The organism is Pseudonocardia tropica, from assembly GCF_040105315.1.
GTDB classification, from domain to species: Bacteria; Actinomycetota; Actinomycetes; order Mycobacteriales; family Pseudonocardiaceae; genus Pseudonocardia; species Pseudonocardia alni.
The window spans coordinates 112208-133115 of sequence record NZ_JBEDNP010000012.1 but is presented as its reverse complement, the minus strand read 5'-3'; the positions used below and the strand labels follow the sequence as shown (position 1 = coordinate 133115).

General features: G+C 75.3%; 18 protein-coding genes. 12 read left to right on the top strand and 6 right to left on the bottom strand.

Translation table 11 applies throughout. The features are described from left to right. The first annotated feature begins 462 nt into the window (after window positions 1-462). From WHI96_RS20225 to WHI96_RS20215, 3 genes are all read left to right on the top strand, one after another. Window positions 463-1410 (top strand): acyl-CoA desaturase, encoded by a 948-nt coding sequence (locus WHI96_RS20225; RefSeq protein WP_425571592.1) that lies wholly within the window; start codon window positions 463-465, stop codon window positions 1408-1410. 165 nt (window positions 1411-1575) lie between these two features. Beyond that, the gene (locus WHI96_RS20220) at window positions 1576-3546 is read left to right on the top strand and encodes an MFS transporter (RefSeq protein WP_345644992.1); all 1971 of its coding nucleotides are present in this window, start codon (window positions 1576-1578) and stop codon (window positions 3544-3546) included. Continuing rightward, window positions 3539-4165: a TetR family transcriptional regulator gene (locus tag WHI96_RS20215; RefSeq protein ID WP_345644989.1), complete on the top strand. Its 627-nt coding sequence runs from the start codon at window positions 3539-3541 to the stop codon at window positions 4163-4165. Before WHI96_RS20220 ends, WHI96_RS20215 begins: the two co-directional genes overlap by 8 nt. A 422-nt stretch (window positions 4166-4587) precedes the next feature. On the opposite strand, the gene WHI96_RS20210 is transcribed toward WHI96_RS20215, so the two are convergent. Next, window positions 4588-5562, bottom strand: a complete 975-nt coding sequence (locus WHI96_RS20210; protein WP_345644986.1) for an AraC family transcriptional regulator — start codon at window positions 5560-5562, stop codon at window positions 4588-4590. Between the two features lie 81 nt (window positions 5563-5643). Here WHI96_RS20210 and WHI96_RS20205 point away from each other — a divergent pair, with 81 nt between their 5' ends. Next, complete coding sequence (locus WHI96_RS20205; protein WP_345644983.1) at window positions 5644-6111, top strand: pyridoxamine 5'-phosphate oxidase family protein; 468 nt, start codon at window positions 5644-5646, stop codon at window positions 6109-6111. Between the two features lie 61 nt (window positions 6112-6172). Here WHI96_RS20205 and WHI96_RS20200 read toward each other — a convergent pair whose 3' ends face one another. Beyond that, the gene (locus WHI96_RS20200) at window positions 6173-6751 is read right to left on the bottom strand and encodes an Rv1733c family protein (protein ID WP_345644980.1); all 579 of its coding nucleotides are present in this window, start codon (window positions 6749-6751) and stop codon (window positions 6173-6175) included. A gap of 318 nt (window positions 6752-7069) precedes the next feature. Between WHI96_RS20200 and WHI96_RS20195 the strand changes: the two genes are divergently transcribed. Further along, entirely contained in the window at window positions 7070-7642 is a 573-nt protein-coding gene (locus WHI96_RS20195; RefSeq protein WP_345644977.1) for a L,D-transpeptidase, read from the top strand. 23 nt (window positions 7643-7665) lie between these two features. Here WHI96_RS20195 and WHI96_RS20190 read toward each other — a convergent pair whose 3' ends face one another. Together WHI96_RS20190 and msrA are read right to left on the bottom strand one after the other, a co-directional pair. After that, window positions 7666-8280 (bottom strand): DUF4234 domain-containing protein, encoded by a 615-nt coding sequence (locus WHI96_RS20190; RefSeq protein ID WP_345644974.1) that lies wholly within the window; start codon window positions 8278-8280, stop codon window positions 7666-7668. A gap of 170 nt (window positions 8281-8450) precedes the next feature. Then, window positions 8451-8963: a peptide-methionine (S)-S-oxide reductase MsrA gene (gene msrA, locus WHI96_RS20185; RefSeq protein WP_073575069.1), complete on the bottom strand. Its 513-nt coding sequence runs from the start codon at window positions 8961-8963 to the stop codon at window positions 8451-8453. 128 nt (window positions 8964-9091) lie between these two features. On the opposite strand from msrA, the gene WHI96_RS20180 reads away from it, so the two are divergent. Further along, window positions 9092-10264: an acyl-CoA dehydrogenase family protein gene (locus WHI96_RS20180; RefSeq protein WP_345644971.1), complete on the top strand. Its 1173-nt coding sequence runs from the start codon at window positions 9092-9094 to the stop codon at window positions 10262-10264. 82 nt (window positions 10265-10346) lie between these two features. Then, window positions 10347-12890 (top strand): HAD-IC family P-type ATPase, encoded by a 2544-nt coding sequence (locus WHI96_RS20175; RefSeq protein WP_345644967.1) that lies wholly within the window; start codon window positions 10347-10349, stop codon window positions 12888-12890. Here the strand turns inward: WHI96_RS20175 and WHI96_RS20170 are convergent. Both WHI96_RS20170 and WHI96_RS20165 read right to left on the bottom strand, forming a co-directional pair. Further along, window positions 12875-14257, bottom strand: a complete 1383-nt coding sequence (locus WHI96_RS20170; protein ID WP_345644964.1) for an AI-2E family transporter — start codon at window positions 14255-14257, stop codon at window positions 12875-12877. The genes WHI96_RS20175 and WHI96_RS20170 overlap by 16 nt on opposite strands. A 107-nt stretch (window positions 14258-14364) precedes the next feature. Beyond that, window positions 14365-15333 carry a siderophore-interacting protein gene (locus WHI96_RS20165; protein ID WP_345644962.1) on the bottom strand — a complete coding sequence of 323 codons (969 nt, stop codon included), beginning with the start codon at window positions 15331-15333 and terminating at the stop codon, window positions 14365-14367. 203 nt (window positions 15334-15536) lie between these two features. On the opposite strand from WHI96_RS20165, the gene WHI96_RS20160 reads away from it, so the two are divergent. The 5 genes from WHI96_RS20160 (at window position 15537) to WHI96_RS20140 (ending at window position 20852) form a co-directional block, all read left to right on the top strand. Beyond that, window positions 15537-16577 carry a FecCD family ABC transporter permease gene (locus WHI96_RS20160; protein ID WP_345644959.1) on the top strand — a complete coding sequence of 347 codons (1041 nt, stop codon included), beginning with the start codon at window positions 15537-15539 and terminating at the stop codon, window positions 16575-16577. Beyond that, entirely contained in the window at window positions 16574-17608 is a 1035-nt protein-coding gene (locus tag WHI96_RS20155; RefSeq protein WP_345644956.1) for a FecCD family ABC transporter permease, read from the top strand. Before WHI96_RS20160 ends, WHI96_RS20155 begins: the two co-directional genes overlap by 4 nt. Further along, a complete protein-coding gene (locus WHI96_RS20150) occupies window positions 17605-18441 on the top strand; it encodes an ABC transporter ATP-binding protein (RefSeq protein ID WP_345644953.1) in 837 nt (278 codons plus the stop codon). Before WHI96_RS20155 ends, WHI96_RS20150 begins: the two co-directional genes overlap by 4 nt. Window positions 18442-18582: 141 nt before the next feature. Then, window positions 18583-19896 (top strand): enterobactin transporter EntS, encoded by a 1314-nt coding sequence (gene entS, locus WHI96_RS20145; protein ID WP_345644950.1) that lies wholly within the window; start codon window positions 18583-18585, stop codon window positions 19894-19896. Further along, window positions 19896-20852, top strand: coding sequence for an iron-siderophore ABC transporter substrate-binding protein (locus WHI96_RS20140; protein WP_345644947.1), 957 nt, complete (start codon window positions 19896-19898; stop codon window positions 20850-20852). The genes entS and WHI96_RS20140 overlap by 1 nt, the downstream gene beginning before the upstream one ends. The last annotated feature ends 56 nt before the right edge of the window (window positions 20853-20908 follow it).

Below are 20908 nucleotides of genomic sequence, written 5' to 3'. Positions count from 1 at the left end.
GTGCCGGTAGGAGAAGGTGGGCCTCTCCGCAGGGGTCGCGGGGTCGGAGTGCCGGAAGATCCGACAGACCGAGCCGTCCGCGACCGACGACCAGCATCGTTCACAGATGCGGCACAGGGGAGTGTTCTGCTGCACGATCCACCGCCTGGGGCGATTCCGGGACCCTGCCTGCCTGACCCGTTCCGGTCGACGTCCGCAGGTCAGCAGGGTCATCTGACCCGAGTGTGGTGGACGACATATCGACCCGCCAATCTTGACCGTGTAGAACCCACCCTTCCGCAGAGGGAGAGGTGCGGTGGGCCGCAGGCGGGAGTCGACGGAGTCACCACGTTCGGCGAGCGCGTGGAGCCGGTGCTGCGGGAGGCGGCCCGGCCCGTCACGGCCTTCGGAGCCCCCACTCACGGCGCGTGAGGGGGGTTGTCCCCACTGTCCGTTCTGGTGCGAGCCGGAACCATCGGACGTGTGACCGACACCCGGCCCGCGCCGCGCTCGGACTTCTCCGACCGGCTCCGGCATCCCGTCCCGCACCTGTTCGTCTACGCCTTCGCGATCGTCCCGGCGGTCGCGCTGGTCGCCGCGGTCCCGCTCGCCTGGGGCTGGGGCCTGACCTGGCTCGACGCCGGGCTCGCACTCGGCCTGTACGTCGTGTCGATGCTGGGGGTGACCGTCGGGTTCCACCGCTACTTCACGCACGGCTCGTTCACCGCGAACCGGCCGCTGCGGATCGCGCTGGCGGTGGCGGGCAGCCTCGCCGTCCAGGGCCCGGTCCGGCACTGGGTGGCCGACCACCGCCGCCACCACGCCTACGCCGACGCCGAGGGCGACCCGCACTCGCCGTGGCGCTACGGCACCTCCCCCGCCGCGCTGGTCCGCGGGTTCTGGCACGCCCACATGGGCTGGATCTTCGACCGCTCCCTGACCGACCAGCGCCGCTTCGCCCCGGACCTGCTCGCCGACCCCGACATCGACCGGGTGCACCGCGGCTTCACGGTCCTGACGATCCTGTCGGTGTTCGGGCCCGGCCTGGTCGGCGGCCTGGTGACCTGGTCCTGGTGGGGCGCGTTCACCGCGTTCTTCTGGGCCGGGCTGGTCCGGGTCGCGGTGTCGCACCACGTCGCGTGGTCGACCAATTCGATCTGCCACCTCGTCGGTGAGCGGCCGTACAAGGCCCGGGACCGCTCCACCAACGTCTGGCTGCTCGCCATCCCCAGCATGGGCGAGTCCTGGCACAACCTGCACCACGCCGACCCGACCTCGGCACGGCACGGCGTCGGCCGCGGCGAGATCGACATCTCGGCCGGCACGATCCGGCTGTTCGAGCGGCTCGGCTGGGCGTGGAACGTCCGCTGGCCCACCGAGAAGCGCCTGGCCAGGCTGGCCGTGCGGCCGGAGGGCAGCGCGGCGGCCTGACCGCCGCCCGCCCGGAGCGCACGCGGCGCAGGCGACACCCCGCCACCGGTCCCCGCCGGTCGCGGGGCGTCGTCGCGCGTACGGTCCGGCGCAACCGTGCAGACCGTGCGCGCACGCACGTCCGGCAAAGTTGCACAGCCTGCATCTTTGGGTCAGACTCGTTGCGTGACGTCAACTACCCGCCCCGTGCGCACCCCCGAGGAGGCCGCGGCCCACCGCCGCGACGTACTGCTCCCCCTGACCGGCCTCCTGATGGCGCTGTTCGTCGGCGTGCTGTCCAGCACGATCGTGTCGAACGCGCTGCCCCGGATCCTGGGCGACCTCGGCGGGACCCAGGCCGAGTACACGTGGGTGGTCTCGGCGTCGCTGCTGGCGATGACGGCCTCGACCCCGATCTGGGGCAAGCTGGCCGACCTCTACTCCAAGAAACTGCTGGTCCAGGCCGCGATCGGGATCTTCCTGGTCGGCTCCCTGCTCTGTGGGCTGGCGGTCTCCACCGGGCAGCTCATCGGCTTCCGGGTGCTGCAGGGCCTCGGCATGGGCGGCCTGCAGGCGCTGACCCAGGTCGTGATCGCGGCGATCATCACCCCGCGCGAGCGCGGCCGGTACATGGGCTACCTCTCGGGGATCATGTCGATCGCCGTCGTCGGCGGTCCGCTGCTCGGCGGCATCATCGTCGACTCGCCGCTGGGCTGGCGCTGGTGCTTCTTCGTCGGCGTCCCGCTGGCGGCGATCTCGCTGCTGGTGCTGCAGCGCACCCTGAACGTGCCCACCCCCGTCCGCGCCGACGGCGAGCGCCCCAGCATCGACTACCTGGGCGCCACCCTCATCGCCGCCGCGGTCTCGGCGCTGCTGCTGTGGACCTCGCTGGCCGGCAAGCAGTTCGGCTGGGCCTCGCCGACCTCGTTCGGCCTGATCGGCGCCGGCCTGGTGCTGCTGGTGGGCGCGGTCGTCGTGGAGCGACGGGCGAAGGACCCGGTCGTGCCGCCGTTCCTGTTCCGCGACCGCACCGTCGTGCTCGCCACCGTCGCGAGCCTGTTCGTCGGCGTCGCGATGTTCGGCTCCACGATCTTCCTGTCCCAGTACTTCCAGCTCGCCCGGGGCGCCAGCGCCACCGAGGCCGGGCTGCTCACGCTGCCGATGATCGTCGGCATGTTCGGCGCGTCGAACGTGGCGGGCCAGCTGATCACCCGCACCGGCGTCTGGAAGCGCTACCTCGTCGGCGGCGCGGTCTCGCTGACCGCGGGTCTGTCGCTCGGGGCGGCGGTCATCTCCTCGACCGCGCCGTACTGGCTGGTCGCGGTCGCGATGGCGCTGGTCGGCATCGGCGTCGGCACCACGCAGCAGAACCTGGTGCTCGCCGTGCAGAACACCGTCGCACTGCGGCACATGGGCGCCGCGAGCTCCACGGTGACGTTCTTCCGCTCGCTCGGCGGCTCGGCCGGCGTCGCGGGGCTGGGTGCGCTGCTCGCCTCCGTGGTCGGGTCCCGGACCGCGGCCGGGCTGGCCGACGCCGGTGTCGACGGCGGAGCGGCCGTCGGCGGCGGGCAGGTGCCGCACCTGGCCGACCTGCCCGAGCCGGTGCGCTCGATCGTCATGGAGTCCTACGGCCACGCCACCTCGATGATCTTCCTGGTGGCCGCGCCGCTGGCCGTACTGGCCCTGCTCGCGATCCTGGCCCTGCGCGAGGTCCCGCTGCGCGACACCCTCGACATCGAGAAGCCCGACGGTCCGGCGTCCGGTGCCGCGGCCACCGTCCCGGCCCCGCCGACGGGTCCGACCGGTCCGGTGCTGCACGGGGTCGTGCGGGCCGACGGCGCCCCGGCGGGCGGTGCCGTGCTGACCGTCCTCGACGGCACCGGCGACGAGCTCGGCCGCACCCGCGCCGACGCCGACGGGCACTACCGCATCTGCGTCGCCACCGGCATCGTGTCCACCGTGTACCGCTGGGAGGGTCGTCCCGCCGCCCGGCGGGTCACCGTCGGCGCGGAGGGGCTCCGCCTCGACGTCGACCTGCCGGCCGGCGCACCCGCCGACGGCACGGCAGGCACCGCCGACGGGCAGCCGGCCCGACACGAACTCGTCTCGGTCATCGAGGCGCCCGAGCGCGAGCGGACGGGGGCCGACCGTGGCTGAGCAGGCCGCCCCCGGGCGTCGCGAGCGCAAGAAGGCCGCCACCCGGGCCGCACTCGCCGCGGCCGCGCTGCGGCTGTGCAGCGCGCACGGTCCGGACGCGGTGACCGTCGAGCAGATCGCCGACGCCGCCGACGTCGCGCCCCGCACCTTCTTCAACTACTTCACCTCGAAGGAGGAGGCGGTCGTCGCGGGCAACGCGGCGTCGGCGGACACCCTGCTGACCGCGTTCGCCGCCCGCCCCGACGACGAGCCGGTCACCGAGTCGCTGCGCCGGGCGCTGCGCGCCGTGGTCACCGACCCCGGCTACCTCGACCGGGTCCAGGCGCTGCGGGCGCTGCGGGGGCACCCGACGATCGTCGCGCACCAGATGGCCGCGTTCGCCGCCCTGGAGCGGGCACTGGCCGACGCCGTCGTCGCCCGGACCGGGTCCGACCCGGCCCGCGACCTCTACCCGACCCTGGCCGCGGCCGCCGCGGTGACGGGGCTGCGCGTCGCGGTGCAGCACTGGCTGGGCGACCACGGCGCGGACCCGCGCTCGCCGTCGCTGACCCAGCTGGTGGACGAGGCCATGGCCGTGTTCGACGCCGGCCTGCGCGCCCTGGCGGGGGCGCAGGCCTGAACCGGCGTTCGGCCGGGAGAGGATCACCGGCGTGCCCGTCACCACCGTCCTGGACCGCCCCGGCCCCGGCACCGCCGGAGCCGACCCTGCACCCGGTGCACCCGTGCTGCTGGTCGTGCCCGCGACGGGGATGCGGGCGTCGTTCCACACCCCGCTGCGGAGGGCGCTGACCGACACCCGGCGTCGACGTGCGGGCGCTGCGGCTCAGGTGGGGCCGAAGCCGAACCGGATGACGACGATCGGCACGAGCGCCACCTGGGGCACGACCCGCAGTGCGACCAGGCGGGCTGCACCGCGCGGTGCGCAGCCCGGCGACCGGCGCGCCGAAGTCCGGTGTCGTCCCGGTCGCCGCGGACCGTGGCCGGGCAGGTGGCCACGGCGCCGCAGGCCGGCCGCGCGCCCCGTCCGGAGCGCCCACCCGGTCACTGCGCCGTCCGCCCCGGCCGCTCGCCCCGTCTCCCACCCTGTCGCTCGCCCCGGCGGAACGCGCTCGGGGTGACGCCGCGGACCCGGGTGAAGGCCGCGCTGAAGCCGAACGGGTCGGCGTACCCGACCCGGCGCGCGATCCCGGCCAGTGTCGCGCCGGGCTCGGCGAGCAGCAGGTCCGCGGCCAGGGTCATCCGCCAGCCGGTGAGGTAGGTCAGCGGCGGCTCGCCCACCCGGTCGGTGAACCGCTTGGCCAGCGTCGCCCGGGACACCCCGGTGGCGGCGGCGAGCCCGGCGACGGTCCAGGCCGCGGCGGGGTCGGCGTGCAGCAGCCGCAGCGCCCGCCCGACCACGGGGTCGTGCTGGGCCGTCCACCAGCGCGGACGGCTTCCGTCGGGCCGGTCGAACCACTCGCGCAGGGTGCAGACCAGCAGCCAGTCCAGGAGCCGGTCGAGCACCACCTGCTGGCCGGGGGCGTCGACGGCGACCTCGGCGGCGACGTGGTCGAGCACCGTGTCCCCGCTGCCCCCGGCACCGACCCGCAGCACCGGCGGGAGCGCGTCGAGCAGCCGGGCGCCGACCTCGCCCCCGGCCGGGGAGGCCCCGGTGATCAGGGTGCTCGCGTCGCTGCCCGGCGCCGGCGCCGGGTCGTGCCAGCCGAGCCGGTGGCGGGTGCCGCCCTGCTCGGGCGTCGCGCAGTCCACGCCGCAGACGATCGGCTCGGCCGCGGTGCCGACCTCGTCGACCACGTGGAAACCGGCCGGGCCACGCACGACGGCGGTCTCCCCCGCGGCCAGCCGCACCGGGTCGGCACCGGGCACGAGGATCCACCCCGCGCCGGTGAGCATCGCGCACAGGGTCAGCGGTGCGCCGTCGACGAAGTGCAGCGACCAGGGCGGGGTCAGGGTGGTGCTGCCGAACAGCGAGCCGTGCGACCGCAGCCCGCGGACGAGGTCACCGAAGGGGTCCACCGCACCGAGGCTAGACGACCGGACAGGAGTTCCGCCGTCTCACCCATGTCGTCGTCCGCGCCGTGGTGGTGTCCTTGACCCATGACCACCACCGACACCCACACCGACGGCACCGGCACCGGCACCGACAGCCGCACCGCACTCACCGACGACGACCGCGTCTTCCTCGCCCGCCCGCTGCACGGCTTCCTGAGCGTCGCGGGCGGCCCGGTGCCGCCGCAGCCCCGCCCGGTCTGGTTCGAGGCGACCGACGACGGCACCGTGCAGCTGTTCACCGGACCGGAGTCACTGCACATCCGGCGCAGGCGTACGGACCCGCGGGCCTCGATCGTCGTCGCCGCGCCGGTCGGGGAACGCGAGCGCTGGGTCGCGGTCTCGGGCTCCACGACCGTCGAGACCGACGGGGCGCACGCGCTGGCCCAGCGTCTGGCGCAGCGCTACTGGGACCTGGACGACCCCGCGCGCGCCGCGGACCTCGCGGCGATCCTCGCCGAGGACCAGGTGCGGCTGGTGATCCACCCCGAGCGGGTGCGGCGGCTGAAGTTCTGACTGTTCCGGCTGTTCCGGCTGTTCCGGACACGGTCCGACCCCGCCGGTCCGGGCGCCCGGCTCAGGGGGTGCGGCGACCCGACCACCCGGGCTCGACGGCCGCCCAGTCCTCCTCCCAGGCACGGGCGAACGCACGCCCGTTCCAGGCGAAGACCAGCCGCCCGGCGACCAGCACCCCGGCGGCCCACACGATCGCGGTGATGAACCCGGCCGCGACGGCGACCGTGACGGCGTCGGCGGGGGTCGACGGCGGCGGCGCCAACCGGCCGTCGGTGCCGACCCAGGCCGGCACCCGGTCGCCGACCTCGTGGACGCCGGGCAGCGTGCTGCCGCCGGAGTGCGGCCGTCCGTCCGGACCGGTCCAGCTCAGCGTGACCGACTGCTGGCCGGTCTCCAGGTCGCCGACCGCGCTCGCCCGCGCGGTGACCGTCGCCGCGACCGGCACGCGCTGGTGGGCCTCGACCGCGCCACGCTCCAGGACCGACCCGTGGGCCGCGGTGCCGGCGAGCCACGTCACGGCCAGCCCGCAGGCGGCGAGCAGCCCGAGCAGCACCGCGAGCAGGTCCTCGCGGCGGGACGCCCGACGACGGAGCCGGTCAGCGGGTCCCGGCTCGGAGCCCGGCCGGTCGGCTGCGCGCATCGTTCCTCCTGGGGTCGGTCACGACGGGTCACGCCCACCACCACGGGTGAGTGGGCGATCACCGAGAACTACCCCCGTTATCGGCCCGTGACATCCCCTCGGGACGGAGATCACGCCCTCCGGACGCCGTGCGGTCCCCTCCCGTACCCGGGCGGTCGGTCGCGCAACGATCCGCGCCGGGCCCGCCGCCCACCCGTTCGCCGTGCTCCGCTGCCCTCTCGCCGCCGCGGGGCCCTGCCGCGCAACCGCGGCCCCCGGACGGGCGTCTGCCCCGGTGTCACCCGGGTGGGTGAACTGATCTGTGACGTGGAGGTGGGCATGTCCCGGACCGAGCGGCTCCGTCGCCGTCGTGGCGTTCTGGTGACCGGGCTCGTGCTCGTGGCCGGGGTGGGGCTGGGTGGCACCGCGATCGCCACCGCCGACCCGGAGCAGAGCCGGGTCGCGACGCAGGCGCACGCCGAGCCCGCCGTCCCCGGCACCCCGTGCGCGGCGTCGGTGCGGGCGTGCGTGGACCTCGAGACGCGGCAGGCGTGGCTGGTCCGCGACGGGAAGGTCACCGGCGGCCCGTTCCGGGTCACCACCGGGGGCGAGGGCAAGGCCACCCCGGTCGGGCACTCGTTCCGGGTGTACCGCAAGGAGGCCGACCACCGCAGCGGCGAGTTCCCCGGCCCGGACGGCCGCCCGGCGCGGATGCCGTGGTCGATGTTCTTCGCCGACGGCGGGATCGCCTTCCACGGCGGCGACCTCAGCCGCGAGTCGGCGGGCTGCGTGAAGCTCGGCGCCCGCGACGCGCAGCGGTTCTTCGAGACCCTGCAGGTCGGGGACAAGGTGCAGGTCGTGAACGGGTCGGTGGAGCGCAGGCACCGCGCGGAGGCCCGCGGCCGCGTCTGAGCTGCACCGACCCGGTCCGCGGGTCAGCCCGGCAGGACGATCCGGGTGCCCTCGGGCGCCCGGTAGGCGTCGACGACCCGGTTCAGCTCGGCCTGGTAGTAGAGGGTCTGCAGGCCGAACACGAAGCACAGCAGCAGTCCGACGACCGGGCTGCAGGTGACGGGCAGGCCCGCGGAGCGCTGGCTGTCGGCGATCCGCTGCCCGGTGTTGTAGAACGACACGAGCGGCGCCACGACCGTCCAGCCCAGGAACAGCAGCACCAGCAGCGGCCCGGCGACGGGCACCTGGCGGCGCGGGTCGAACTCCGCCATCTCGCGGTGGATCTTGTAATACCAGACGAGCCCGTAGATGCCGAGGGTGATCAGCGGCAGGCCGAGCCACACCGCGACCGGGTTGCGTCGCTTCATCGCCAGCCCGACCGGGGCGTGCGGCGGCGCGGCGAGTTCGCCGGGGCGCCACGGGTCGAGCTCCGTGCCCGGGCGGCCGGACGGGCCGGGTGCCGGGTGAGACCGCGGCCCCGGAGCCCGGTGGGCGGCCGGGGCGCCGTACCCGGCGTCACCGCCGGGCGGGGGTCCGACCGGCTGCGGACCGGCCGGGTGGAACCGGTGCGGGTCCGAGGGGTACTGGGGCTGGGTCATCGGCGGGGATCCGATCTGCGCGCAGGAGCGACGCGGGCGACCCCGCGTCCGTCCCCGGCGACCTCGCCGTCCGCCGGCCGGTCGTTAGCCCCGTCCGGCGCAGACCACACAGGACCGGCCCGCGACGCAGGGTCGCGGGCCGGTCCGGGTGTGGTGGGAGCGGTGGGTGCTCAGCTCGTGCTGGCCGCCCGCCGCGGCAGCACCCAGTTCGGGCGCGGGAAGTGGCAGGTGTAGCCGTACGGGAACTTCTGCAGGTAGTCCTGGTGCTCCGGCTCGGCCTCCCAGAAGTCACCGGCCGGCTCGACGTCGGTGCTCGCGCGGCCCGGCCAGAGCCCGGACGCGTCGACGTCGGCGATCGTGTCCAGGGCGACCGCCTTCTGCTCCTCGCTCGTGTAGAAGATCGCGGAGCGGTAGCTGCGGCCGATGTCGTTGCCCTGCCGGTCCTTCGTCGACGGGTCGTGGATCTGGAAGAAGAACTCCAGGATCTCGCGGTAGGAGATCCGCTCCGGGTCGAAGACGATCTCGACGGCCTCGGCGTGGTCGCCGTGGCGCCGGTACGTCGCGTTCGGGGTGTTCGGGTCGCCGGAGTAGCCGACCCGGGTGGACACGACGCCCGGGCGCTCGCGGAGCAGCTCCTGGACACCCCAGAAGCACCCACCGGCGAGGATCGCGGTCTCGGTCATCAGGCTTGAACCTCCCTGTATCGGGTCTCGACAGCTGCAACGGTGCGGACACCGCCGATGTTCCGTCGCGCGCACGACGGGTCTCCCCGGTCTCGCGCCGGCCCCGCCGATGACCGATGCTCACACGCATGGGAGCGGGCACGGTTGACCTGACCACCGAGGAACGGGCCGTCGTGGAGACGGTGCGCGACTTCGTCGACCGGGACGTCCGCCCGGTGGTGCGGGAGCTGGAGCACGCGAACACCTACCCCGAGGAGCTCATCGAGCAGATGAAGGAGCTCGGGATCTTCGGGCTCGCCGTCCCCGGGCCGTGGGGCGAGGCCCCGGTGTCGATGCCCTGCTACGCCCTGGTCACCGCCGAGCTGGCCCGTGGCTGGATGAGCCTGGCCGGCGCGATGGGCGGGCACACCGTCGTCGCGAAGCTGCTGGTCGCCTTCGGCACCCGCGAGCAGCAGGACCGGTACCTGCCGCGGATGGCGACCGGTGAGCTGCGCGCGACGATGGCGCTGACCGAGCCCGGCGGCGGCTCGGACCTGCAGGCGATGACGACCCACGCCCGTCGCACCGACGACGGCTGGGTGGTCAACGGGGCCAAGACCTGGATCACCAACTCGCGGCGCTCGGGGCTGATCGCGCTGCTGTGCAAGACCGACCCGGCCGCCGAACCTCGCCACCGCGGCATCTCGGTGCTGCTCGTCGAGCACGGCCCGGGCCTGACCGTGTCCAAGGACCTGCCCAAGCTCGGCTACAAGGGCGTCGAGTCCTGCGAGCTGGTGTTCACCGACATGGCCGTCCCCGCCGACGCGGTCCTCGGCGGGGAGCCCGGACGCGGCTTCGCCCAGATGATGAAGGGCCTGGAGACCGGCCGGATCCAGGTCGCCGCGCGCGCACTCGGCGTCGCCGACGCCGCGCTGGCCGACTCCCTGGCCTACGCCCAGGAACGCGAGTCGTTCGGCAAGCCGATCTGGCAGCACCAGTCGGTCGGCAACCACCTCGCCGACATGGCCACGAAGATCACCGCCGCGCGGACCCTGATCCTGCACGCCGCCCGGAAGTACGAGTCCGGACAGCGGTGCGACATGGAGGCGGGCATGGCGAAGCTGTTCGCCTCCGAGACCGCGATGGAGGTCGCACTGGACGCGGTGCGCATCCACGGCGGCTACGGCTACTCCACCGAGTTCGACGTCGAGCGGTACTTCCGCGACGCCCCGCTGATGATCGTCGGGGAGGGCACCAACGAGATCCAGCGCAACGTGATCGCCGCCCAGCTCGTCGAGCGCGGGGGCCTGGAGCGCTGGTGAGCCTTCAGCTCACGCACAGTCGGCACACATCGAGGCCTGCCATGATCGTCACGCAGGGGACCGACGGCGGGGAGGGGACGGCGTGGCGGCCGGGATCGTGGAGGCGGCACCCGACGAGGGGCTGAGTGCGGCGCAGGTCGCCGCGGCGCGCCGGGCGGGCCGGACGAACGCGCCGGTGACCGCCGGGACGCGCGGCTACGGGCGCATCCTGCGCACCAACGTGTTCTCCTCCTACAACACGATCCTGTTCGCGATCGGCCTGGTCCTGCTGGTGCTGGGCCGCTACGGCGACGCGCTGACCAGCGTCGGGCTCGGTCTGGTCAACGCCGTCGTCGGGGCGGTGCAGGAGATGCGCGCCAAGCGGAAGCTGGACCGGCTGCAGCTGCTCGACGCCGCGGAGGTCACCGTCGTGCGGGACGGGACCGAGCAGCGGGTCCCGGCCGCCGACGTCGTCGCCGGGGACGTGCTGGTGGTGCGGGCGGGCGAACAGGTCGTCGTCGACGGGCCGGTGCTGACCGGGCGGGCCGAGGCCGACGAGTCGCTGCTCACCGGCGAGTCCGACCCGGTCGCCAAGACCCCCGGCGACCTGCTGCGCTCGGGCAGCCACTGCGTCGCCGGGACCGCCCGCCAGCGCGCGGCCGCCGTCGGCGCCGACAGCTACGCCGGCCGCCTGACGCTGCAGGCCCGCGCGGACACCACCGAGGCGACACCGCTGCAGCGGCGCATCGACTTCGTCGTCCGGCTGACCATGGTGCTGGTCGTGCTGATGAGCGGCGCGATCCTCGCCCAGGCGTTCCTGGAGGGGTTCTCGCTGCTGCGGGTCGTGCAGATCACCGCGGTGCTGTCCGGGCTGGTCCCCTACGGCCTGTTCTTCCTGATCGCCGTCGCCTACACCCGCGGCGCGGCCCGGCTCGCCGGGCGCGGCGCGCTGGTGCAGCAGGTCAACGCGGTGGAGGCGGTCACCCACGTCGACGTCGTCTGCACCGACAAGACCGGCACCCTGACCACCGGCGCGCTGCGCCTGGACGGGCTCGACCCGCTCGACGGGACCGACCCGGGGCCGGTGCTCGCGCGGTTCGCGGCGACGGTGGCCGACCCGAACCTCACCTCCGCCGCGCTCGCCGCGGCGCTGCCCGGCACACCGTGGGAGCTGCGTGACGAGATCGCGTTCACCTCGTCGCTGCGCTGGTCCGGGCAGGTCACCACCGGCGGGGAGGCGTTCGTGCTCGGCGCCCCGGACGCGCTCGCACCGCACCTGGGCGACCCCGACGCCGTCGCCGACCGGGTGGAGGCCCGCGCCGCCGCCGGGCTGCGGGTGCTGCTGCTGGCCCGGGCCGCGCGGGCGGGCGCCGGACTGCGCGACGACGACGGCCGTCCCGCCCTGCCCGGCCTGGACGCGGTGGCACTGGTGGTGCTGTCCGACGAGCTGCGTCCCGGCGTCGCCGACGCGCTGGAGCGGTTCGCCGCGGACGGGGTCGCGGTGAAGGTGCTCTCGGGCGACGACCCGCGCACCGTCGCCGCGCTCGCGGCCAAGGCCGGGCTCGACGTGGGTGAGGCGGTCGCCGGGTCCGCGATCGAGGAGCTCGACGACTCCGCCGGGGACCGGGCCGCGCTCGACGCGCTCGTCGCCCGGACCACGGTGTTCGGGCGGGTCACCCCGGAGCAGAAGGAGCGGGTCGTCGCGAGCCTGCGCCGGGGCGGTGCGCACGTCGCGATGCTCGGCGACGGCGTCAACGACGCGCGTGCCCTCAAGCGGGCCCACGTCGGCGTCGCGATGCGCAGCGGCTCGGCGGTGACCCGCGACGTCGCCGACATCGTGCTCGTGGACGACTCCTTCGCCGCGCTGCTTCCGGCGCGCACCGAGGGCCGCCGGATCATCGACGGCATCGCGGTGTCGATGTACGTGTTCCTCACCCGGGTCGCCACCCAGGGCCTGGTGATCATGGCCGTGACCATGCTCGGGCTGGGGTTCCCCTACTCCCCCACCCAGGTCGGGCTGACGCTGCTGACCGTCGGCGTGCCGACGCTGTTCCTGACGCTGTGGGCGACGCCGTCCGAGCCGGACCCGGACCTGCTGGGCAACCTCGCCCGCTTCGTGGTGCCGGCCTCGGTGGTGACCGCGGGCGCGGGGACGGTCGTCTACACGGTGCTCTACCAGGGCATCCTGCAGGGCTTCACCAGCGGGCGGACCCCGGCGCAGGTGATCGCGGAGTTCCAGAGCTACACCGGGCTGACCTACGGCACCGACGCCGACTTCGCCGGTGCGGCCGCGACGCTCGGCGCGCAGACCGGGCTGTCGACGTTCGTGGGGCTGGCGTCGTTCGTGCTGATCCTGTTCCTGCTGCCGCCGCACCGGTTCTTCGCGGCGTGGACGGCGCCGGTGCCCGACCGCCGCCCGGCCTGGCTGGTGCTGGGTCTGACCGTGGCGTTCGCGGGCGTCGTCGGGACCCCGGCGCTGTCGTCGTACTTCGGGCTCACCGGCGCGGCGCGGCCGGTGTTCCTGGTGGTGCTGCCGGTCCTGGTCTGCTGGTTCGCCCTGATGTGGGTGGTGCTGCGGTTCCGGCTGATGGACCGGATGCTGGGGACCGACCGGCTGCCCGGGCGGGTCGGTCAGCCGCCGTCCTGACGGGCGGAGTCCGGCGGGGCGGGCACGGCGTCGCCCCCGACGGTCTCGCTCCCGTTCCCGGTGGCTGTGTCGGTCTCGGTCCTCGTGCCGGTGCCGGTCGTCGTGCCGGTGCCGGTCGTCGTGCCGTTGGCGGCGGAGGCCGGGTCCGCGCCGTCGGCGGCGGTGACCGGGGTGCCCGCGGCGACGTCGTCGACACCGGAGAACCGGCGGTCCCGCAGGTCGATCTGCTCGCCGAGGTAGCGCAGCAGCACCGCGACGACGGCCGCGACCGGCACCGCGAGGAACGCACCGGCGATCCCGGCGAGCGACCCGCCCGCCGTCACCGCCAGCAGCACGACGGCACCGTGCAGCTTGAGGCTCTGCCCCTGCAGGAGCGGCTGCAGCACGTTGCCCTCGATCTGCTGCACCGCCACGACCAGCACCGCCACCGCCACCGCGGTGCCGAAGCCCTGGGTGACCAGCGCGATGAGCACCGCCAGCGAGCCCGCGACGACCGCACCGACGATCGGGATGAACCCGCCGACGAAGGTCAGCACGGCGAGCGGCAGCGCCAGCGGGATGCCCAGCAGCACCAGGCCGATGCCGATGAACACGGCGTCGATGAGGCTCACCAGTGCCTGGACGCGGATGAAGCCGCCGAGGACGTCCCACATCCGGCGCAGCACCTCGGCGAGGTGCCCGCCCGCGCTGCGTCCGGTGATCGAGGTCAGCCACGGCAGGAACCGGGGCCCGTCCTTGACGAAGAAGAACGTCAGCACCAGCGCCAGCACCAGCGAGATCAGCCCGGAGGCCAGGGTGGACACCCCGGTCAGGACGCCGCCGGCGATGGCGGTCGCGCTCCGCTGCAGCTGCTGGGTGACCTGGTTGACGATGTCACCGATCTGGCCGTCGCCGAGGTTCAGCGGCGGCCCGGACACCCATTGCTGGATCTGCCCGAGCGCCGCGATCACCCCGGAGGTGATCTGCTGGGTCTGCCCGGCGATCGACGGTGCGATGCTCACGAACAGCCCGGTCACCGCGGCGATGCCGACGAGCAGCACGATCGCCGAGGCCGCCGCGGCCGGCACCCGCCACCTGATGAGCAGCGCCGCGGGCGGACGCAGCACGGTGGCCAGCAGGATCGCGAGCACGACGGGCCAGGCGACGACCCAGAGCATGCCGATGACGTAGCCGAGGATCACCAGCCCGACGGCGATCAGCGCGACCCGCAGGCTCCACGCCGCCAGCCAGGTGAGCCCGTTGCCGATGACGGTGCCGCGGCTCGCGGCCGGGGCCGTCGGCGACGGGCTCAGCAGCCCGCCCCCCACCGGGTCCCGCCGCGCCCCACGGTTCTCCGCACGCGCGGCCGGTTGCGACCCCGAATCCATGACCCACTCCGTTCGTACCGGTTGATCTGCGGCGGGAACCCTAGCGGCGCAGGAGCCCCGGTGCCCGCCGCAGCGAGTACGCCACACCGCAGGGCGGGCCCGGGGGGTCAGTGCTCGTGGTCGTGCCGCCCGTGGTCGTGCTGCCCGCGGTCGTGCTGCCCGTGGTCGTGGTCGTCGAACTCGGCCACGCCGCGCTTCCAGTAGCCGGTCACGTCGTGCTCGCCCGGGCCGAGCCCGAAGCGGTCGCGCAGCATCCGGCGCAGCGGCTTGACCGTGCCCGCCTCGCCCGCCGCCCAGGCGAACAGCCGCCCGTCGGGGCCGGTGGGGAGAGCGGCCACGGCCCGGGCGAGGGCGTCGGGGCCGTCGGCGCGGCGGTCGGCCGACAGCACTGTCGCACCGGCACGGGCGGCGGCGGTCTCCAGCTCGTCGAGCTCCCCGGACCGGCCGGTGGCGCCGTCCACCTCGACGACGACCCGGGCCTCGGTGCCGGGGCCGAGCCGCTCGACCCAGCGGGTCATCGTCGGGAGCGCGGTGAGGTCCCCGGCGAGCAGCAGCCGGTCGAACCGGTCCGGGACCGCGAGCCCGTCCGGCGGGCCCGCCGCGTGGATCCGGTCGCCGGGCGTCGCGGCGCGCGCCCACCCCGACGCCAGGCCACCGTCGTGCAGCACGACGTCGAGGTCCAGCTCGCCGTACTCCCCGGCGTCCGGGTCGAACCGGCGGAGCGAATAGTCCCGGGTGACCGCGCGTGGACGGGGCCAGCGCAGCTCGTCGCCGTCGGGCTCGGGCAGGCGCAGCACGCCGTCGTGGCCGGGGAACACCAGCCGCACGTGCTCATCGGGGCAGTGGCTGATCAGTCCGGGCAGCCCGGGGCCGCCCAGGGTCAGGCGCAGCAGTGCCGCCCCGACGCGGCGGCCGCGCAGCACCGTCAGCTCGCGGAGCAGGATCGGGTAGAGGACGCGGCGGGCGCCGCCGTCCCCGGCCCGGACCGCGGCGACCTCCGCGGCGGCGGTCCCCGCGGTGGCCTGGGCGGCTCCCGGATCAGCGGAGGGCGGACCGGACGGGGCGGGGACGGTCACCGGGGGTCCTCTCGACGACGTCCCGGGCACGCGGACGCGACCCGGACCCGGTCAATCTAGGAAAGTGAGGCTGTCCTCATCAACCGGCCTCCCATGTGACATATGGTGATCGCGGGTCACCCCGGGTCGCGGACGCACACCCGGTCGATCCGACGGCCGCGTCCGCTTCTGGGAGGTTCCCCGGTGTTCCACCGAGTCCGCGCATGAGCGTGTCCACGGCCGCGCCGCCCGCGCGTCCCGCCGGCCGCCGCTCCCCCGCGGCCCCGCGGGCCGCGGGCCTGGTCGCGCTCACCGTGCTGCTGGCCGCGGCCTGCCTGGCGTCGCTGTGCGTGGGCGCGGAGTCGGTGTCGCCGGCGACCGTGTGGTCGGCGCTGTGGCGGCCCGACGGCGGCGACACCGCGCTGATCGTCGGGCTCCGGGTGCCGCGGATGCTGCTCGGGCTGCTGTGCGGGCTCGCGCTCGGCCTGGCCGGGGCGCTGATGCAGGGCCTGACCCGCAACCCGCTCGCCGACCCCGGCCTGCTCGGGGTGGACAGCGGCGCGGCCGCCGCGATCGTGCTGGCCATCGCGGTGCTCGGGGTGAGCACGCCCGGCGGCTACGTGTGGTTCGCCGTCGCCGGGGCCGCCGCCGCGTCGGTGCTGGTGTACCTGCTCGGCTCGGCCGGGCGGGCCGCGACGCCCGAGCGCACCGTGCTGGCCGGCGCCGCGGTGAGCGCGGTGCTGCGCGCGGTCGTGCTGGCCGTGCTGGTGCTCGACGCGGAGACCTTCGACGCGTTCCGTTCCTGGGACGTCGGCTCGCTCGCAGGCCGCGACGCCGCGGTGCTCGCCGACACCGCCCCGCTGATGCTCGCCGGGGCGGTCCTGGCGCTGTCGCTGACCCGACCGCTGAACGTGCTCGCCCTCGGCGACGACACCGGTCGCGCCCTGGGCGCCCGCCTGACCCGGGTGCGGATCGGCGGGATCGTCGCGATCACCCTGCTCTGCGGGGCGGCGACGGCCGCGGTCGGGCCGATCGGGTTCGTCGGGCTGGTCGTGCCGCACGCGGCGCGGCTGCTCGTCGGAGCGGACCAGCGCTGGGTGCTGCCCTACGCGGCGCTGCTGGCGCCGGTGCTGCTGCTGCTGGCCGACGTCGTCGGGCGGCTCGCGCTCTACCCCTCGGAACTGCAGGTGGGACTGGTGACCGCGTTCCTCGGCGCGCCGGTGTTCATCGCACTGTGCCGCCGCCGGCGGATCGGGTCGCTGTGAGCACGCTGGTACTGCGCAGCCGCTCGGGGCGGGTGTCGCTGCGGGTGCACCGGCGGGTGCCGGTCGTGCTGGGCGCCCTGGTCATCGCGCTGCTCGTCGTCGCCGTGGCGGCCCTGGGGACCGGCAGCGTCGGGCTGTCGCCGGGCCGGGTGTCGGCCACCCTGCTCGGGCAGGGCACCCGCGCCGAGGAGTTCGTGGTGCTGACCCTGCGGCTGCCGCGGCTGCTGACCGGGCTGCTAATCGGCGCGGCGCTGGGCGTGTCCGGGGCGATCTTCCAGAGCCTGACCCGCAACCCGCTGGGCAGCCCGGACGTGATCGGCTTCTCCACCGGCGCCGCGACCGGCGCGATCGTCGCGATCATCGTGATCGGCACCGGGCCGCTCGGGGTCGCCGCGGGCGCGGTGCTCGGCGGGATCGGCACCGCGCTGCTGGTCTACGGGCTGGCGTTCCGCCGCGGGGTGGAGGGCTTCCGGCTGATCCTGATCGGGCTGGGGACCACGGCGATGCTGGCCGCGTTCAACGCCTACCTGATCAGCCGGGCGCAGCTGGCCGACGCCCAGGCCGCGCAGTTCTGGCTGACCGGGAGCCTGAACGGACGGGACGGGGTCGACGTCGCGACCGTCGCCGTCGGGCTGGCCGTGCTGCTGCCGCCGCTCGTCCCGCTGGCGCGACCGCTGGCGATGCTGGAGAGCGGCGACGACGCGGCGCGGGCCCGCGGCGTCGCCGTCGAACCGGTGCGGCTGGCGCTGACCGTGGTCGGGGTGGCACTGGTGGCGGTGGCGACCGCGGTCGCCGGGCCGATCGGGTTCGTCGCGCTCGCCGCGCCGCAGCTCGCCCGCCGCCTCGCCCGCTCCCCTGCCCCGGCGCTCACCGGGGCGGCGCTGCTCGGGGCGCTGCTGCTGACCACCGCCGACCTGGCCGTCGCGCGGCTGTCGGAGGACCCGCTGCCGGTCGGGGTGGGAACCGCCGCCGTCGGCGGGCTGTACCTGGCCTGGCTGCTGGCGACCGAGCGGCGCCGACGCGCGAGATGAGGAGGAACGCCGTGGAAGCGGGTACCACCGACGCCCGGCTGCGCGCCGACGGCGTCGTGCTGGGCTACGACGACCGGGTCGTCGTCGACGGTCTGGACGTGACGATCCCGGACGGGTCGTTCACCGTGCTGGTGGGTCCGAACGCCTGCGGCAAGTCGACGCTGCTCAAGGGCCTGGCCCGGATGCTGCGGCCGCGGTCGGGCTCGGTTCTGCTCGACGGGCAGGCGATCGGGTCGCTGCCGGCCAAGGAGGTCGCGCGACGGCTCGGGCTGCTACCGCAGTCCTCGATCGCGCCGGGCGGGATCACCGTCGCCGACCTCGTGGCGCGCGGCCGCTACCCGCACCAGGGCCTGCTGCGCCAGTGGAGCCGCGACGACGAGGCCGCCGTCGCCGCCGCGCTGGAGGCGACCGGGACGCACCCGCTCGCCGACCGGCTCGTCGACGAGCTGTCGGGCGGGCAGCGCCAGCGGGTGTGGCTGGCGATGGTGCTGGCCCAGCAGACACCGCTGCTGCTGCTCGACGAGCCGACCTCGTTCCTGGACCTGCGCCACCAGCTCGACGTGCTCGACCTGTGCGCGGACCTGCACGGACGACGCGGGCACACGCTGGTGGTCGTGCTGCACGAGTTGAACCTGGCCGCCCGCTACGCCACACACCTGATCGCGATGCGCGACGGCGCGATCGTCGCGCAGGGACCGCCGGAGCGGGTGGTCACCGAGGACGTCGTGTCCCGGGTGTTCGGCCTGTCCTGCCGGGTGCTGCCGGACCCGGAGACGGGGACGCCGATGGTGGTCCCGCGGGCACGTGCCCGGACCCCGTATCCACAATTCTGACGATCGCGAACCGGGACACTGTGCTCGCCTCGCGACTAAACATAGGCTCACCTAACAGCAACACAGCCGTAACTCACCCCCGCCGGAGTCCGTCGTGCCCCCGCAGTCCCCCCGTCCCGGCCGTCGCGGCCGGTCCCGCCGGTGATCCGGGAGCTCGCCCGCGGTCTGCTGCTCGACCTGACACCGCTGCGGGACAGCCGCGACCTCCGTCTGGTCGTCGTCGCGCGGACCGTGTCCATGGTCGGCATCGGGCTGCTGCTGGTCGCGGTCCCCGTGCAGGTGTACGCGCTGACCGGCTCCTCGCTGCGGGTCGGGCTGGTCACCGCGGTGGTCGCGGTCGGCGCCTTCGCGGGCACCGTCGTGGGCGGGGTCGTCGCCGACCGGGTCGACCGGCGGCGGGTCATCCTCGTCGCCCGCTGGGTCGCGACCGCCGGGTTCGCCGCGCTGCTGGTCAACGCGCTCGCCCCGGCCCCGAGCGTCGTCGTGATCGCCCTCGCCGCCGCCGTCGACGGCGTCGCGGGCGGGGTGAGCGCCACCGCACTGGGCGCCGCGGTGCCCGGCATCGTCGGCCCGGACCGGCTGCCCGCGGCGGGCGCGCTGCTCGCGCTGACCGCCGACGCCGGCGCCGTCGTCGCCCCCGCACTGGCCGGGCTGCTGATCGCCGCGGGCGGCACCTGGGTGCCCTACGCCGCCGCGCTCGGCACCGGGGTCGCCGCCGCCGTCCTCGTCGGACGGCTCGGGCCGCTGCCCCCCGGCGACGGCGAACCCGCCGGGTCCGGGACGGGCGCGCTCGTCGAGGGGCTGCGCTTCGCCGTCCGCCACCGCGTCGTCGGCCCGGTGCTGCTGCTGGGGCTGCTGCAGATGATGCTCGCCGCCCCCTACGTGCTGCTGCCCGAGTTCTCCGACCGGGTGCTCGGCGCCGGCGCCGCGACCACGGGCCTGCTGTTCGCCGCGCCCGCCGTCGGTGCGGCGCTGGCGTCGCTGCTGTCGGGCTGGACCGGCCGGGTCCGGCGCGCCGGCGCGGTCCTGCTCGCCGCGTCCGGGGCGCTCGGGCTGGCCGTGCTCGCGCTCGGCGCGGTCGCGGTGCTGCCGCCGGGTGCCCGCACCGTCGCCGCGCTGGCCGTGCTGGCCGCGGTCGGCGGCGCCGACGTGATCCTCGAGATCCTGCGGTTCGCGCTGCTCGCCGACCACACCCCCGACCGGTCGCGCGGCCGCGTCACCGGCATCTGGACCGCGCAGGCGACCGTCGGCGACGGCGTCGGCGCCCCTCTGCTCGGCGTCGTGTCGCGGCTGCTCGGCCCGGCCGCCGCGCTCGCCCTCAGCGGCGCCGCCGCTGTGCTGGCGACCGCCGTCGTCGCACTCGCGGTGCCCGCGCTGCGCCGGGCGGGCCCCGCACCCGACGGGCGCGAGGGCCCCGGACGACCCACCCCGCCCGTATCCCAGGAAGGACCCTGATGCTCGACAAGACCCTGCGACCGCTGCTCGGCGTGCTCGCCGCACTGCTCCTGGTCGCCGGCTGCTCCGGCGGCGCGCCGACCCCCGAGCCCGCCGCCGCCGACGCGGCGCCGCGGACCGTGCAGACCGGCGACGGGCCGGTCGAGGTGCCCGCGAACCCGCAGCGCATCGTGACCCTGCACAACTACACGACGACCGCGCTGCTCGACGTCGGCGTCACCCCCGTCGGCACCATCCAGGTCTCCGGCGCGACGATGCTGCCGCAGTTCACCCGGGCGCTGTCCGGGGTGCCGACGGTCGGGCAGAACGACCAGATCGACTACGAGAAGATCGCGTCGCTGCAGCCCGACCTCATCGTCGGCGGCGCCGTCCCCGGCATCGACTACGGCTACGACAAGCTCTCCGCGATCGCGCCCACCGTGATGTGGCCGATGACGGTCCCCGCGGACTGGAAGCGGGTCAGCGTCGAGACCGCCGGACTGGTCGGCCGGACCGCGCAGATCGAGGAGCTGCGGACCCGCTACGACCAGCGCGCCGCCGACCTGCGCTCGCGCTTCGCCACCGGTCTCGCCCGCACCCCGGTCGCCCTGGTCCTCGGCTACGACGACGGCACCTTCGGCTCCAACGGTCCCGAGTCCTGGGGCGGCACCGTCCTGTCCGACATCGGCGCCCGGTTCGCCTCGGTCTCGGCCGGCGAGGACGCCGCCGCCGAGTACTACGGCTACGACCAGCTGCCCCGTCTCGACGACGCCGGGGCGATCCTGCTCGAGGGCTCGCCGGAGGACGACCGACCGACCGCCGGCACGCAGATGCTCGTCGACCAGCCGCTCTGGAGGAACCGCCCCGCCGTCCGGGACGGGAAGACGTTCGTGCTGCACAACTTCTACCCGCTGCACTACGGCCAGGCGCTCGCCGTCCTCGACCAGCTCGAGCAGGAGGTCCTGCCGAAGCTGTGACGCCGCCGGGCCCGGCACCGCGGTGCCGGGCCCGACCGCGGCCGTCCCCACCCCCG